Genomic DNA, 14,149 nt, shown 5'->3' on the forward strand with positions numbered 1-14,149 from the left:
CGCCGGAGGGGCGGAGCGTCGGATGACCCTTGCCAAGGGGCCATGCCCGTCTATCGGCCTGTGCGGGCCCGCCCTGCACCCAATGAGGAGGTGGTCTGAGGGGGCCGGTCTCCTGGTCGTCTCGTTGCAACGCATTGAACCTAGCGCGGGCGGGTGAAGAACGCGTGAGGGCAGCGTACGCTGGGTGCGCAAAACCCGTGCGGCGCGGGGGGTTCAGAACACCGACCAGTCCATCTCCCGCGCCAGCCGCTCCATCGCTTCGGTGCCGAGCTTGGAATTGCCGTTGTGGTCCAGGCCCGGGGACCAGACCGCGACACTGGCCTTGCCCGGCACGATCGCCAGAATGCCGCCGCCGACACCGCTTTTGGCGGGCAGGCCGACGCGGTAGGCGAACTCGCCCGACCCGTCGTAATGGCCGCAGGTCAGCATCAAGGCGTTCAGCCGCCGGACCCGGCCCTGCGACACCAGGCTTGGCCCCTTGTCCGCCCCGATCAGGAAGCGTCCCGCCTTGGCCAGCTGCACCGTCGTCAATTCGGTGGCGCATTGGTGGAAATAGGTGCCGAGCGTCTTTTCCGGCGTGTTCTTGAGGTTGCCGAAGGACGCCAGGAAGTTGGCAAGGGCAAAGTTGCGGTGCCCGTGGCGGGTTTCCGAACTGGCCACCGCCTTGTTGATGTGGATGTCCTCGTCGCCGGCCGCAGCGCGGATGAAGCCGAGGATTTCCGCCAGTGCCTCCTTCGGCTCGCGGCCCGCCAGCAGCTCATCCGTGGTGACGATGGCGCCGGCATTGACAAACGGGTTGCGGGGGCGGCCGCGCTCATGCTCCAGCTGGACGATGGAGTTGAAGGCGGTGCCGGAAGGCTCGCGCCCGACACGGTTCCACAGCTGGTCGCCTGCACGCCCCAGCGCAATGGCGAGGGTGAACACCTTGGTGATGCTTTGCGCCGAAAACCGGGTTTGCGCATCGCCTGCGTGAAACAGCTTGCCATCGGCGGTGGCGACCGCGATGGCGAACTGGTCCGGGTCGACCTGGCCGAGTTCGGGAATATAGCTGGCGACCGCGCCGCGGTCGGTGCGGCCGTGCATCGCTGCGCTGATCCGGTCGAGCAAGTTTTGCATATCCGGTGCCACGCGCCGCGTCCTCCTGTTTCCTGCCGGCGAATTTCGGGCATGGGCCGGGGCTTGTCAATCTGACGGCCCCGGCTGAGGGCACTGGCAATGGCCGAAGGGATCGGGTAGCGGTTTCTGCACGGATTTCGAGGGAGTGCAGGCGATGATCCCGGTCAAAGGATATGAGGGCGCGAAACTGGCGGTTCTGGGGCTGGGACGGTCCGGCCTTGCCACCGCCCGCGCGGTGCGGGCAGGCGGGGCGGAGGCGCTGTGCTGGGATGACAACCCGGCTGCGCGGGAGGCGGCGGAGGCGGAAGGCTTCACCTGCCGCGACCTGCATAAGGCCGGTGCCTTTGACGATGTGGCAGCGCTGATCACCTCGCCCGGCATTCCGCATCTCTACCCGAAACCCAATCCGGTGATCCGCGCCGCGCTGGAGGCGGGCGTGCCGGTGGACAATGACATCGGGCTGTTCTTCCGCTCCTTCGCGGATGCCGACTGGCAGATGCACGACCAGCCGCCGCGGGTGGTGGCGGTCACCGGCTCCAACGGCAAATCGACCACGGTGGCGCTGCTGCACCATATCCTGCAGGAGGCGGGCCGCGAGAGCCAGCTGGCGGGCAACATCGGCCGCGGCGTCTTGGACATCGACCCGCCGGGCGAGGGCGGCGTGGTGGTCTTGGAGCTGTCGAGCTATCAGACCGAACTCGCGCGCGCGCTGACCCCGGATGTGGCGGTCTTCACCAACCTGTCGCCGGACCACCTGGACCGGCACGGCGGCATGGGCGGCTATTTCGCCGCCAAGCGGCGGCTGTTTGCCGAAGGCGGCCCGGACCGCGCCGTCATCGGCATCGACGAGGACGAGGGGCTGTTTCTGGCGGGCCAGCTGTCCGAGGGGGCCAGCGACGACCGGGTGATCCGCATTTCCGCCGCGCGCAAGCTGACGGGGCCGGGCTGGCAGGTCTTTGCCCGCAAGGGGTTCCTGAGCGAGTACCGCAAAGGGCGGCAGGCGGCCTCCATCGACCTGCGGGAGATGACCGGCCTGCCGGGCGCGCATAACCATCAGAATGCCTGCGCGGCCTATGCGGCGGCGCGCACGCTGGGCCTGGCGCCGCGGGTGATCGGGGATGCGATGGCGACCTTCCCGGGCTTGCCGCACCGCAGCCAGACCATCGCGGAGGCGGCGGGCGTGCGGTATGTGAATGACAGCAAGGCCACCAACCTCGACAGCGCGGTCAAAGCCTTGAGCGCCTTCAAGAACATCCGCTGGATCTGCGGCGGCTTGGAGAAGGACGGCGGGCTGGAGGCGCTGAAGGGGCAGACCGGCAATGTGCAAAAGGCCTATGTGATCGGCCGCGAGGCGGCGGGATTTGCCCTGCAGCTGGATGTGGAGGCCGAGGTCTGCACCACGATGGCGGCGGCGGTGGAGCGCGCGATGGCGGATGCGCAGGCGGGCGACACCGTGCTGCTGGCGCCGGCGGCGGCGAGTTTCGACCAGTACGACAATTTCGAGCAGCGCGGCGAGGATTTCGTCGCTGAAGTGAAGAAGCGGCTGGGGTGAGGGGAGCGGCGAAGGGGCTTCAGGCTCGCCCAGGCGGAAAAACTCCCAACGCTCCGCTGCCGGTCCGCCAGCGGCGGTGGCCGAGCGTCAGTCAGGGGCGGGCTTTGCCGTCTCTTCTGACAGGATGCCGAAGTAACCGGGCAGGATGTCAAGCAGGCGCTGGCGGCCTTCTGCGGTGAGAAAGACCTCCTTGGAGCGCCCGTCCGTCCGGCTTGCAGCGAGCGTTATCAGGCAGTCCTGCTCCAGCGCGTGCAAGGTTCTGCTGAGCACTGGCTTGGAGATATCTATCCGCTGCGCGATTTCATTCGGGGTCAGCGACTGGCGCTGCGGCTCCCGGTCGATCACGATCAGCACCAGGAACCGCAGCTGCGACAGCCCATGGGCGGCAAAATAGCTGTCGAGCCTGCGGATGAGAAGGCTGGCGCGCCGCATCATCACCAGGGCGCCGGTGATGCGCGCAGGGTCCGCGCCGCAGGGGGCGGCGTAGGCTTCGACCATCTGCTGCGACGGGAGGTCCTTGAGGAAAAACACTAGCTGTCAGGCCAGCGGCGTCATCTTGTGGATCTCAACCGGTGCCGCCAGCCAGTCTTCGTATTTGGCGAAGATCGGGGCGATGTAGGGGGCGGCGTAGTGCTCTGCCAGCGCGCCGTCGCCGGCCCACTCCTCGTCCAAGTAAAAACAGCTTTCATCACGGCCTTCGAGCAGGTTGAATTTGAGGCAGCCAGGCTCGGCGCGTGTCTGGGCGAGAATGCTGAGCAGGCTGTCCCGGACGGCGTCCTGGTGTTCCGGCTTAGGCGTGATCTTGGCGAACAATTGAAAAGGGGCGGTCATCGGAAACTCCAATTAAGTTATCACGGTAACTAAATAGCCGGCAGGCGGCTGGGTGTAAAGCGGCGCTCAACCCTTGGCGGCGATGGCGCTGCCTGCGGCGTGGCCGGACGACCAGGCCCATTGGAAGTTATAGCCGCCGAGCCAGCCGGTCACGTCCACCGCCTCGCCAATGGCGTAGAGGCCGGGGGCGGCTTTGGCCTCCATGGTTTTGGAGGAGAGGCCGTCGGTGCTGATGCCGCCCAAAGTGACCTCGGCTGTGCGGTACCCTTCGGTGCCCGCGGGCAGCAGGCGCCAGTTCTGCAAGGCCTCGCACAGCGCGGCGAGCGCGGCATCGGACTGGTCCGCAAGGCGGCCCTTGAGGCCAAGCTGGGGCGCGAGGAACTCCACCAGTTTACCGGGCAGGTGGCGGGACAGCTCGGTGGTCAGATCGCGGCGGCCCCCGGCCTGGCGCTGGCTGCGCAGCAGGTCGTAAAGCGGCGTCTCGGGGATCAGGTTGGCCGTGATCTCCTCCCCCTCGCGCCAGTAGGAGGAGAGCTGCAGCACCGACGGGCCGGAGAGGCCGCGGTGGGTGAACAGCAGCGCCTCGTCAAAGGACGTGCGGTGGTTGCTGAGGCGTGCAGGCAGGGAGACGCCGGCCAGCGGCTGGAAGCGCCCGTCCGGGAAGGTGAAGGGCACCAGGCCTGCGCGGGTATCCGTGACCTCCAGCCCGAATTGGCGGGCGAGGTCGTAGGCGAGGCCTGTGGCACCCATCTTGGGAATCGATTTGCCGCCGGTGGCCAGCACCAGATTGCGGCAGGTGACGGTCTGTTCCTTGCCCTCGCGCAGCAGCTTAACCGTGTAGCCCTCCGCGGTCTGCGCCACGGCTTCGACCGAGGTCTGCAGCCAAAGCTCCGCGCCCGCCTGCGCCATCTCCTGCACCAGCATGGCGATGATCTGCTTGGCGGAGCCGTCGCAGAACAGCTGGCCCAGGGTTTTCTCGTGCCAGGCGATGCCGTGGCGGCTGACCAGTTCGATGAAGTTCCACTGGGTGTAGCGGGCCAGCGCCGACTTGCAGAAATGCGGATTGGCGGACAGGTAATTCTTCGCCTCCGCATACATGTTGGTGAAATTGCAGCGGCCGCCGCCGGAGATGCGGATCTTTTCGCCCGGCGCCTTGGCGTGGTCGATGATCAGAGTGCTGCCGCCGGAATGGCGCGCACACATCATGCCAGCTGCGCCGGCGCCGAGAATCAGGGTGTTTATCCGCATGGCGCGCATCGACCACGGAACCGGCGCCGGCGCAAGGGGGAGGTCCTGGCGGCGGCTGCTTGCGCATCGGCGGCGGCGGGCGGGCGGCTTCTTGCCTGTCAAGGCGGGCCTGCGGCAGGGCGGTGGGATTCCGCCGAGGGACGTTCTTTTTCTGGCGCCGACGCTCACGAATCGTTACAGTTTAAGTGAGACCCCGAAAAATGGGGCGGAGCGAGGCAATTAGTGGCGGTATTCCCATGACTGAGATGGTCTATGGCGCGGTTCCTGTGCGGGCAGGCGAGCCTATCCTTCCGAAATGGTGGCGGACGCTGGATAAATGGACGATGTCCTGCATCCTGATGCTGTTCGTGCTTGGCATGCTGCTGGGGCTTGCTGCCTCGGTGCCGCTCGCGGAGCGCAACGGCTTCGGCAATTTCCACTATGTCCAGCGGCAGGCGGTGTTCGGCCTGACGGCGCTGGCGGCGATGCTGGTGACCTCGGTGATGTCGCCGGTGCTGGTGCGGCGGCTGGCGGTGGTCGGCTTTGCCGTGGCCTTTGTCGCGCTGGCGTTTCTGCCGATCTTCGGCACCGATTTCGGCAAAGGCGCGGTGCGCTGGTATTCGCTGGGCTTTGCCTCGCTGCAGCCGTCGGAGTTCCTGAAGCCCGGCTTCATCGTGGTGGCCGCCTGGATGATTGCTGCCAGCCAGCAGATCAACGGCCCGCCGGGCACGCTGATGTCCTTCGCGCTGTGCATGATGGTGGTGATGATGCTGGTTCTGCAGCCGGACTTCGGCCAGGCGAGCCTGATCCTGTTCGGCTGGGGCGTGATGTACTTCGTGGCGGGCGCGCCGATGCTTTTGCTGGTGTGCATGGCCGCGGTGGTCGTGATGGGCGGCATCTTCGCCTATAACAGCTCTGAACACTTTGCCCGCCGGATCGACGGCTTCCTGAATCCGGATGTCGATCCGACCACCCAGCTCGGCTATGCCACCAACGCGATCCGCGAGGGCGGTCTGTTCGGCGTCGGTGTCGGCGAGGGGCAGGTGAAGTGGTCGCTGCCCGATGCGCACACCGATTTCATCGTCGCCGTCGCGGCAGAGGAATACGGGCTGGTTCTGGTGGCGGTGCTGATCGTCCTTTATGCGCTGATCGTGGTGCGCTCGCTGTTCCGGCTGATGCGCGAGCGCGATACGTTCATCCGCCTCGCGGGCACGGGCCTCGTGTGCATCTTCGGCGTGCAGGCGATGATCAACATGGGGGTTGCGGTGCGGCTCTTGCCCGCCAAAGGCATGACCTTGCCGTTTGTCAGCTATGGCGGATCCTCGCTGATTGCCACCGGGATCGCAGTGGGTATGCTGCTGGCCTTTACCCGGACGCGCCCGCAGGGCGGGATTGCCGATTACCTGAACGGCCGCGGCCGCTGACGAGATTTGGAAAGAGACCACCTGGGATGGCACAGAAACTGCTTTTGATGGCTGCCGGCGGAACCGGCGGCCATATGTTTCCTGCACAGGCGCTGGCCGAGGCGATGCTGGCGCGCGGCTGGCGGGTGAAACTGTCGACGGATGCGCGCGGCGCGCGCTACACCGCCGCCTTTCCGAGCGCGGTGGAGATTTCCGAGGTGTCTTCTGCCACCTTTGCCCAGGGCGGGCTGCTGGACAAGGCGCTGGCGGGGCCGAAGATCGCGGCCGGCGTGCTGTCGATGGCCGCGCAGATGCGGCGGGAGCGGCCTGATGCGGTGATCGGTTTCGGCGGCTACCCGTCGATCCCGGCGCTGGGGGCGGCGACGCTGCTGAAGCTGCCGCGGATGATCCATGAGCAGAACGGCGTGCTGGGCCGCGTGAACCAGATCTTTGCCAAGCGGGTGGCGGGCGTGGCCTGCGGCACCTGGCCGACCGTTTTGCCCGACGGGGTGCCGCATGAGCACGCGGGCAACCCGGTGCGGGCCGCGGTGAGGGAGCGGGCCGGTGCCGCCTATATCCCGCCGGGGGACTATCCGATGTCGCTCCTGGTGATGGGGGGCAGCCAGGGCGCGCGCATCCTCAGCGATGTGGTTCCCGCTGCAGTGGCGGCGCTGCCGGAGGAGATCCGCAGGCACCTGCGCGTCTCGCATCAGGCGCGGGAAGAAGACCTGGCGCGGGTCAACGCGTATTATGCCGAACATGGCATCAACGCCGACGTGCAGACCTTTTTCACCGACGTGCCCGCCCGCATGTCGGAGGCGCAGCTGGTGATCTCGCGTTCTGGCGCGTCCTCGGTCGCGGATATCTCGATCATCGGGCGGCCCTCGATCCTGATCCCCTTTGCCGCCGCGGCAGGCGATCACCAGACCGCAAACGCCCGCGGGCTGGTTGACGCCGATGCCGCCGTGATGATCCCGGAAAGCGCCCTTGATATCCCGGTGCTGGCGGAGCATATGGGCGCAATTCTGAGTAACCCGCGGGCCGCCACGCAGATGGCGGCGGCCGCACTAGACGCCGGGGTTCCCGATGCCACCGAACGCCTGGCGGCCTTGGTGGAACAACTGGCCGAAGAAGGATAAACGTTATGAACCCTGCAACCAAACTGCCCGGTGACGTCGGCCCGATCCATTTCGTGGGTATCGGGGGCATCGGCATGTCGGGCATTGCCGAGGTGCTGCTGAACCTTGGTTACATGGTGCAGGGATCGGATCTGAAATCCTCCAAGATCACCAGCCGGCTGCAGGAGCTGGGCGCGCGCATCTTTGTCGGCCAGAAGGCGGAGAACCTGGAGGAAGCCGCGGTTGTGGTGATCTCCTCGGCGATCAAGCCGGGCAACCCGGAGCTGGACGAGGCCCGCCTGCGCGGCCTGCCGGTGGTCCGCCGCGCCGACATGCTGGCGGAGCTGATGCGGCTGAAATCGAACGTCGCCATTGCGGGCACCCACGGCAAGACCACCACCACCACGATGATGGCGGAACTGATGGTGGCCGGCGGCTTTGACCCGACCATCGTCAACGGCGGCATCATTCACGCCTATGGCTCCAACGCGCGGATGGGGCAGGGCGAATGGATGGTGGTCGAGGCGGACGAGAGCGACGGCTCCTTCAACCGGCTGCCCGCAACCATCGCCGTGGTGACCAATATCGACCCGGAGCATATGGAGCATTGGGGCGACTTCGACCGCTTGCGCGACGGGTTTCTGGAGTTTGTCTCCAACATCCCGTTCTATGGCGTCGCGGTCTGCTGCACCGATCATGCCGAGGTGCAGGCGCTGGTGGGCCGGATCTCCGACCGCCGGGTGGTGACCTATGGCTTCAACGCGCAGGCCGATGTGCGCGCTGTCAATCTGACCTACAAGGCAGGCGTGGCGCATTTCGACGTGGTGCTGCAGGCCGAGGACCGGGTGATCGAGGGCTGCACCCTGCCGATGCCGGGAGACCACAATGTCTCCAACGCGCTGTCGGCGGTTGCGGTGGCGCGGCATCTGGGCATGAACAGCACAGAGATCCGCGAGGCGCTGGCGGCCTTTGGCGGCGTGAACCGCCGCTTCACCAAGGTGGGCGAAGTGAACGGTGTCACCATCATCGACGATTACGGCCACCACCCGGTGGAGATCGCCGCAGTGCTGAAGGCGGCGCGCCAGGCCTGCGAGGGCCGGGTGATCGCCGTGCACCAGCCGCACCGCTATTCGCGCCTGTCGAACCTGTTCGAAGATTTCTGCGCCTGCTTCAACGAGGCCGACGTGGTGGCGATTGCTGAGGTGTTCTCTGCCGGTGAAGACCCGATCGAGGGCGCCAGCCGCGACGATCTGGTGGCGGGCCTGATCCGCCACGGCCACCGCCACGCCCGTGCCCTGCTGAACGAGGAAGATCTGGAGCGCCTGGTGCGCGAGCAGGCCCGCCCCGGCGACATGGTGGTCTGCCTCGGTGCGGGCACCATCAGCACCTGGGCCAACGGCCTGCCTGAACGGCTGGGCCGCTGAGGCGTGCGGCTGCAGAAGGGGGCGCTGCCCCCCGCCGCCTGCGGCGGCTCCCCCCGGGATATTCCGGGCCAGAAAAAGCTGAGAGCGTGAGGAGCCTGGGATGACGTTGTCTTTGACGCTGGCCGCTGTCTGGGCGCTGGCCGCCAATATCCTGGCGATGATCCCCAGCCGTGACGGCCATTGGACCCGGGCCTATGTGCTGATTGCGCTGGGGGTTCCGCTGCTGGGCTATGTGACCTGGGAGAACGGCCCGTGGTGGGGGCTGGCGGTGCTGCTGGCAGGGATGTCGGTGCTGCGCTGGCCGGTCATATACCTGGGCCGCTATATCAGGCGGTCGCTGCGGCGCTGACAGGCGCGCCCGTGGCGGTGCGCTTAACCGATTTTTTCCAGTCCGCCGGTATTACTGGCTGAGAACTACGACTGCCCTTGGAATATTCGGTGCTGTTTTGAAGCCGGCATGTGTCTGCCGGCGGTGGAGGCTGTGGATGGCCGCTGTGTTTGCAATCTGGCTGGCGTTCGGTGCCGCATGGCTGATCGGATTTTATGTTCTCGCCCGCCACCGGTGGCGCCGGCTGGCCATTGGGCTGGCGCTGGTCTGGGCGGCCATTCTGATCTGGCTGGCAGTCAGCCGGTTTGAGCAGAATCATGAACACGATGTCGGCCGGGTCGTGTTGTCCCTTTATTTCAACGGCCATCTTGTTTACGGACTGTACGCGTTCATAGGCTGGAAACTGGGGCAGAAAAGACGATGGCGGCGCGTTCTGAAATTATACTTCCGGCGGCTCGCGGGCGGCTGACCCGGCAGAAGCTGCTGGCGGAGCTGACCTGGCTGCGGGTGGGCGGACCGGCCGACCACCTGTTCCAGCCTGCGGATGTTGAGGATCTGGCGGACTTTCTGCGCCAGCTTGACCCGGGCGTGCAGGTGTTCCCGATGGGGGTCGGCTCCAACCTGATCGTGCGCGACGGGGGCTTGCGCGCGGTGGTGATCCGGCTGGGCCGCGGCTTCAACAGCATTGAAACTGAAGGTGATACGGTGACCGCGGGGGCGGCGGCGCTGGACGCGCATGTGGCGAAGAAAGCGGCCGATGCGGGTATCGACCTCACCTTCCTGCGCACCATCCCCGGCTCGATCGGCGGCGCGGTGCGCATGAATGCGGGCTGCTACGGCAGCTATACCGCGGATGTGTTCGTGTCGGCCACCATCGTCACCCGCCAGGGCGAGATTCGCGAGATCACCGCTGATGAACTGGGCTTCCAGTACCGGCAGACCGACTTTCCCGAAGGCGCGGTGCTGGTCTCCGCCACGCTGCGCGGCCCCAAGGGCGACCCTGCAGAGCTGCATGCGCGGATGGAGGCGCAGCTTCAGAAGCGGGATGAGACGCAGCCGGTCAAGGACCGCTCGGCCGGGTCCACCTTCCGCAACCCGGCGGGGTTCTCCTCGACCGGGCAGGCGGATGATGTGCATGACCTCAAGGCCTGGAAGGTGATCGACAACGCCGGCATGCGCGGCGCCCGGCGCGGGGCTGCGCAGATGAGCGAGAAGCATTCCAATTTTCTGATCAACACCGGTGGCGCGACTGCCGCAGATCTGGAAGGCCTGGGCGAAGACGTGCGGAAAAAGGTTTACGAGGATTCCGGCATCAGGCTAGAGTGGGAAATCATGCGGATTGGTGATCCGCTTCCCGAATAGCTTGAAAACCTGAATGCTGACAAAGGCTTCTGTTGCCGCAGCGTGAGGTCACCATATGGTCCCGGCGGGACCCGGGCAGCGGCAATTGTTAAACGTGGTAAAGGCAGTGTTAACACCCCGGTAAGGATTTGGGCGTTACGGTGCCGAAGAGGCGGCAATGGCATGCCCGTTGAAGGGGCTGAGGCCCCGCCAGACACTGGGGTGGAGAGCCCCGCAAGAACCCGCCGGGGGAACCCCGGCACCAAGGCATAAGGCGGGCCCGGTCAGGGCTCCAAAAACCAGGGGCAGAAAAGCCCCGCATATTGAGGCGCTTCGTGGTGAGTAAGTCGAGCAGGGCACTCCCGAAAGTCGCGGTGCTGATGGGCGGACCGTCAGCCGAACGCGAGGTATCGCTGTCCAGCGGCCGTGAATGCGCGGCCGCTTTGCGCGGTGAGGGGTTCGAGGTTGTTGAGGTGGATGCAGGCCGGGACCTGCACGCGCGCCTGGCAGAGGCAAAGCCGGATGTGGTGTTCAACGCGCTGCACGGGCGCTGGGGCGAGGACGGCTGCGTTCAGGGCCTGCTGGAGTGGCTGGGCATCCCCTATACGCATTCCGGGGTGCTGGCCTCGGCACTGGCGATGGACAAGCAGCGTTCCAAGGAAGTGTACCGTTCTGCCGGGCTACCGGTGGTGGAGAGCGGGCTGTTTGCCAAGGAGGACGTCGCGGCCGGCCACGTGATGGCGCCGCCCTATGTGGTGAAGCCCAACAACGAAGGTTCCAGCGTTGGCATCTATATCGTGCATGAGGCCGCCAACGGGCCGCCGCAGCTGTCGGACGCAATGCCGCAGCAGGTGATGGTCGAGACCTATGCGCCGGGGCGCGAGCTGACCACCACCGTGGTCGGGGACCGGGCGCTGACGGTGACCGATATCCTGACCGACGGCTGGTATGACTATGACGCCAAGTACAAACCGGGCGGCTCGCGCCATGTGCTGCCTGCGGACCTGCCGCGGGAAATCCACGACCTGTGCCTGGAATACGCGCTGAAGGCGCATGAGGCTTTGGGCTGCCGCGGTGTCAGCCGCACCGATTTTCGCTGGGATGAGACCCGCGGCGCCAGCGGCCTGGTGCTCTTGGAGACCAACACCCAGCCCGGCATGACGCCGACCTCGCTGGTGCCGGAGCAGGCGGCTTTCTGCGGCATGAGCTTCGGCCAGCTTTGCGCCTGGATGGTGGAGGATGCCTCATGCAATCGCTGAGGGGGCGGTTCCGCCGCAGCGCAGAGGGGCGGGCGGACCCGGCGCCGTCGCGGCTGAAGTACCGGCTGCAGCGCTGGATGCTGACGCCGGGCATCCGCTTCGGGCTGCGGTTCGGGGTGCCGCTGTGCCTGGTCCTGGCGGCCGGCAGCGCCTACCTGGCGGATGAGGGGCGCCGCGACACGCTGCAGGGGCTGGTCAATCAGGCCCGCGCCGCCGTTCAGGAGCGGCCCGAGTTCATGGTCAAGGTGATGGCGGTGGACGGGGCGGGCACCAGCGTGGCCCAGGATATCCGCGAGGTGGTGCCGCTGGATTTCCCGGTCAGCTCCTTCGATCTGGACCTGGAGCAGATCCGCGATGTGATCACCGGGCTGGATCCGGTGAAATCCGCAAGCGTCAGGATCCGCCCGGGCGGCATCCTGCAGGTGGATGTCGAAGAGCGCCAGCCGGCGCTGATCTGGCGCAGCCGCGAGGGGCTGGCGCTGCTGGATGAAACCGGCACCCATGTCGCTGAGCTGGGCCGCCGCAACCTGCATCCCGATTTGCCGCTGATCGCGGGCAATGGGGCGGCGCAGCACGCGGCGCAGGCGCTGCGGCTTTTTGCGGCGGCAAAGCCCCTGGGGCCGCGGCTGCGCGGCCTGGTGCGTATCGGCGAACGGCGCTGGGACCTGGTGCTGGACCGCAACCAGCGCATTATGCTGCCGGCGGACGATCCGGTGCGCGCCTTGGAGCGGGTGCTGGCGGTGAGTGAGGTACAGGATTTGCTGGAGCGCGACGTGGCAGCGGTGGATATGCGTCTGGCTGGGCGCCCGACCGTCCGCATGTCCGAAAACGCAGTGGAAAACTGGTGGCGCATCCGGCAGTTGAATGGGGGCGGGCAGTAACATGACAGATCTCTATCAGTCGCAGCGGGCGATGCGGCAGATGCGCCGTCAGGCGATGCAGCGCGGCGTGGTTGCGATTCTGGATGTGGGCAGTTCCAAGATCGCCTGCCTGGTGCTGCGGTTCGACGGGACCGGCCGCCTCAGCGAGGACGGCTCGATCGGTGCGCTGGCCGGACAGTCCGGCTTTAGGGTGATCGGTGCGGCCACCACGCGGTCGCGCGGGGTGCAGTTCGGCGAGATCACCGCCATGCAGGAGACCGAGCGCGCCATCCGCACCGCTGTGCAGGCGGCGCAGAAGATGGCAGAGGTGCGGGTCGACCACGTGATCGCCTGCTTCTCCGGCGCCAATCCGCGTTCTTACGGTCTGGACGCGGCGCTGGACCTTGAAGGCCAGGTGGTCTCGGAACATGAGGTCGCCCAGGTGCTGGCCGCCTGCGAGGTGCCGGAATACGGCGCGGGCCGCGAGGTGCTGCACGCGCAGCCGGTAAACTTCGCGCTGGACAACCGCTCCGGCCTGGCCGATCCGCGCGGCCAGATGGGGCAGACCCTGGCGGTCGACATGCACATGCTGACGGTCGATGCCATCGCGGTGCAGAACCTGGTGCGCTGCATTCAGCGCTGCGACCTGGAACTGGCGGGGATTGCGTCCTCGGCCTATGTCTCCGGCTTCTCGGCGCTGGTCGAGGATGAGCAGGAACTGGGCGCGGCCTGCATCGACATGGGCGGCGGCTCCACCTCGATCTCGATTTTCATGAAGAAGCACATGATCTATGCCGACGCGGTGCGTCTGGGCGGCGATCACATCACCAGCGACATTTCGATGGGTCTTGGGGTGCCGCTGTCCAATGCGGAGCGGATCAAGACCTTTTGCGGCGGCGTCCATGCCACCGGTGCCGACGACCGCGACATGATCGACATCGGCGGCGATACCGGCGACTGGGAGCATGACCGCCGCACCGTCAGCCGGGCGGAGCTGATCGGCATCATGCGCCCCCGCGTCGAGGAGATCCTGGAGGAGGTGCGGGCACGGCTGGATGCGGCCGGGTTCGAATACCTGTCCAGCCAGCAGATCGTGCTGACTGGCGGCTCCAGCCAGATCATGGGGCTGGACGGGCTGGCGAGCCGGATCCTGGGCCAGCAGGTGCGCCTGGGCCGGCCCCTGCGGGTGCACGGCCTGCCGCAATCGGCAACCGGGCCGGGCTTTGCCTCCGCCGTGGGGCTGTGCCTGTTTGCGGCTCATCCGCAGGACGAGTGGTGGGATTTCGACATGCCCGCCAGCCGCCATCCGGCCGGCACGCTGGGCCGCGCCGTGCGCTGGTTCCGCGACAACTGGTGATCCTGAATTCAATTCCGCCACCATGGTCAAAGAGGGCGTGACAGCGCCGGAAGGACCCGTTAAGTTGTTCTTAACGTCCGCGAAAAGCGGCGATTCAGCAGGCCGGGCAGTGGCCAGCCAGATACCAGACAGACCTTCTCCCGCACTCGGCGACGTGCGGGCGCTGCCGCTTTGTTGTGTGTGGCTTGTGCTTGAACCGCAATATCTGCTAGGGACGGCGAAATACCGCGATTTGGTCTTAGAATGAGACCTTATTTTGTGGCACAAAGTGCTTTTTGGGATGACGAAACATCCCCTGCGCGGTAAGATTATGGTGAATAGGACAGGAACAAG

General features: G+C 66.4%; 14 protein-coding genes. 10 read left to right on the forward strand and 4 right to left on the reverse strand.

What is annotated here, in order from left to right; all coding sequences use genetic code 11:
• Nucleotides 1–213 precede the first annotated feature (213 nt).
• The gene (locus DAEP_RS0102365) at nucleotides 214–1,116 is read right to left on the reverse strand and encodes a glutaminase (protein WP_425411780.1); all 903 of its coding nucleotides are present in this window, start codon (nucleotides 1,114–1,116) and stop codon (nucleotides 214–216) included.
• A 154-nt stretch (nucleotides 1,117–1,270) separates the two neighbouring features.
• Between DAEP_RS0102365 and murD the strand changes: the two genes are divergently transcribed.
• On the forward strand, nucleotides 1,271–2,668 hold the full coding sequence (gene murD, locus DAEP_RS0102370) for a UDP-N-acetylmuramoyl-L-alanine--D-glutamate ligase (protein ID WP_027243548.1): 1,398 nt from the start codon (nucleotides 1,271–1,273) through the stop codon (nucleotides 2,666–2,668).
• Nucleotides 2,669–2,755: 87 nt separating this feature from the next.
• Here murD and DAEP_RS0102375 read toward each other — a convergent pair whose 3' ends face one another.
• The 3 genes from DAEP_RS0102375 to DAEP_RS0102385 form a co-directional block, all read right to left on the reverse strand.
• Nucleotides 2,756–3,199: a MarR family winged helix-turn-helix transcriptional regulator gene (locus DAEP_RS0102375; RefSeq protein ID WP_027243549.1), complete on the reverse strand. Its 444-nt coding sequence runs from the start codon at nucleotides 3,197–3,199 to the stop codon at nucleotides 2,756–2,758.
• A 6-nt stretch (nucleotides 3,200–3,205) separates the two neighbouring features.
• Nucleotides 3,206–3,499 (reverse strand): putative quinol monooxygenase, encoded by a 294-nt coding sequence (locus tag DAEP_RS0102380; protein ID WP_027243550.1) that lies wholly within the window; start codon nucleotides 3,497–3,499, stop codon nucleotides 3,206–3,208.
• A 66-nt stretch (nucleotides 3,500–3,565) separates the two neighbouring features.
• The gene (locus DAEP_RS0102385; RefSeq protein WP_027243551.1) at nucleotides 3,566–4,747 is read right to left on the reverse strand and encodes a BaiN/RdsA family NAD(P)/FAD-dependent oxidoreductase; all 1,182 of its coding nucleotides are present in this window, start codon (nucleotides 4,745–4,747) and stop codon (nucleotides 3,566–3,568) included.
• A gap of 236 nt (nucleotides 4,748–4,983) precedes the next feature.
• Here DAEP_RS0102385 and ftsW point away from each other — a divergent pair, with 236 nt between their 5' ends.
• From ftsW to ftsA, 9 genes are all read left to right on the forward strand, one after another.
• On the forward strand, nucleotides 4,984–6,150 hold the full coding sequence (ftsW, locus tag DAEP_RS0102390) for a putative lipid II flippase FtsW (protein WP_008555008.1): 1,167 nt from the start codon (nucleotides 4,984–4,986) through the stop codon (nucleotides 6,148–6,150).
• Between the two features lie 26 nt (nucleotides 6,151–6,176).
• The gene (locus DAEP_RS0102395) at nucleotides 6,177–7,268 is read left to right on the forward strand and encodes a UDP-N-acetylglucosamine--N-acetylmuramyl-(pentapeptide) pyrophosphoryl-undecaprenol N-acetylglucosamine transferase (protein WP_027243552.1); all 1,092 of its coding nucleotides are present in this window, start codon (nucleotides 6,177–6,179) and stop codon (nucleotides 7,266–7,268) included.
• A 5-nt stretch (nucleotides 7,269–7,273) separates the two neighbouring features.
• Nucleotides 7,274–8,671 (forward strand): UDP-N-acetylmuramate--L-alanine ligase, encoded by a 1,398-nt coding sequence (murC, locus tag DAEP_RS0102400; protein WP_027243553.1) that lies wholly within the window; start codon nucleotides 7,274–7,276, stop codon nucleotides 8,669–8,671.
• A 100-nt stretch (nucleotides 8,672–8,771) separates the two neighbouring features.
• On the forward strand, nucleotides 8,772–9,020 hold the full coding sequence (locus DAEP_RS0102405) for a DUF2484 family protein (RefSeq protein ID WP_008557826.1): 249 nt from the start codon (nucleotides 8,772–8,774) through the stop codon (nucleotides 9,018–9,020).
• A gap of 136 nt (nucleotides 9,021–9,156) precedes the next feature.
• Complete coding sequence (locus DAEP_RS0102410; protein WP_027243554.1) at nucleotides 9,157–9,468, forward strand: hypothetical protein; 312 nt, start codon at nucleotides 9,157–9,159, stop codon at nucleotides 9,466–9,468.
• Nucleotides 9,420–10,361: a UDP-N-acetylmuramate dehydrogenase gene (gene murB / locus DAEP_RS0102415; protein ID WP_036760405.1), complete on the forward strand. Its 942-nt coding sequence runs from the start codon at nucleotides 9,420–9,422 to the stop codon at nucleotides 10,359–10,361. The genes DAEP_RS0102410 and murB overlap by 49 nt, the downstream gene beginning before the upstream one ends.
• A gap of 317 nt (nucleotides 10,362–10,678) precedes the next feature.
• Nucleotides 10,679–11,599, forward strand: a complete 921-nt coding sequence (locus DAEP_RS0102420) for a D-alanine--D-alanine ligase (protein ID WP_027243556.1) — start codon at nucleotides 10,679–10,681, stop codon at nucleotides 11,597–11,599.
• Nucleotides 11,587–12,480, forward strand: a complete 894-nt coding sequence (locus tag DAEP_RS0102425; RefSeq protein WP_027243557.1) for a cell division protein FtsQ/DivIB — start codon at nucleotides 11,587–11,589, stop codon at nucleotides 12,478–12,480. Before DAEP_RS0102420 ends, DAEP_RS0102425 begins: the two co-directional genes overlap by 13 nt.
• 1 nt (nucleotide 12,481) lies before the next feature.
• Complete coding sequence (gene ftsA, locus DAEP_RS0102430) at nucleotides 12,482–13,816, forward strand: cell division protein FtsA (RefSeq protein ID WP_008553434.1); 1,335 nt, start codon at nucleotides 12,482–12,484, stop codon at nucleotides 13,814–13,816.
• Nucleotides 13,817–14,149: the final 333 nt, after the last annotated feature.

Origin of the sequence: Leisingera daeponensis DSM 23529 (assembly GCF_000473145.1) — a bacterium.
Lineage (GTDB): Bacteria > Pseudomonadota > Alphaproteobacteria > Rhodobacterales > Rhodobacteraceae > Leisingera > Leisingera daeponensis.

Excerpts from the sequence above, each read along its gene's own strand:
- DAEP_RS0102425 (WP_027243557.1), top strand. The coding sequence starts at position 11,587 with ATGCAATCGCTGAGGGGGCGGTTCCGCCGCAGCGCAGAGGGGCGGGCG.
- DAEP_RS0102385 (WP_027243551.1), bottom strand. The coding sequence starts at position 4,747 with ATGCGGATAAACACCCTGATTCTCGGCGCCGGCGCAGCTGGCATGATG.
- ftsA (WP_008553434.1), top strand. The coding sequence starts at position 12,482 with ATGACAGATCTCTATCAGTCGCAGCGGGCGATGCGGCAGATGCGCCGT.
- murC (WP_027243553.1), top strand. The coding sequence starts at position 7,274 with ATGAACCCTGCAACCAAACTGCCCGGTGACGTCGGCCCGATCCATTTC.
- DAEP_RS0102410 (WP_027243554.1), top strand. The coding sequence starts at position 9,157 with ATGGCCGCTGTGTTTGCAATCTGGCTGGCGTTCGGTGCCGCATGGCTG.
- murB (WP_036760405.1), top strand. The coding sequence starts at position 9,420 with ATGGCGGCGCGTTCTGAAATTATACTTCCGGCGGCTCGCGGGCGGCTG.
- DAEP_RS0102365 (WP_425411780.1), bottom strand. The coding sequence starts at position 1,116 with ATGCAAAACTTGCTCGACCGGATCAGCGCAGCGATGCACGGCCGCACC.
- murD (WP_027243548.1), top strand. The coding sequence starts at position 1,271 with ATGATCCCGGTCAAAGGATATGAGGGCGCGAAACTGGCGGTTCTGGGG.
- DAEP_RS0102395 (WP_027243552.1), top strand. The coding sequence starts at position 6,177 with ATGGCACAGAAACTGCTTTTGATGGCTGCCGGCGGAACCGGCGGCCAT.
- DAEP_RS0102405 (WP_008557826.1), top strand. The coding sequence starts at position 8,772 with ATGACGTTGTCTTTGACGCTGGCCGCTGTCTGGGCGCTGGCCGCCAAT.
- DAEP_RS0102380 (WP_027243550.1), bottom strand. The coding sequence starts at position 3,499 with ATGACCGCCCCTTTTCAATTGTTCGCCAAGATCACGCCTAAGCCGGAA.
- ftsW (WP_008555008.1), top strand. The coding sequence starts at position 4,984 with ATGACTGAGATGGTCTATGGCGCGGTTCCTGTGCGGGCAGGCGAGCCT.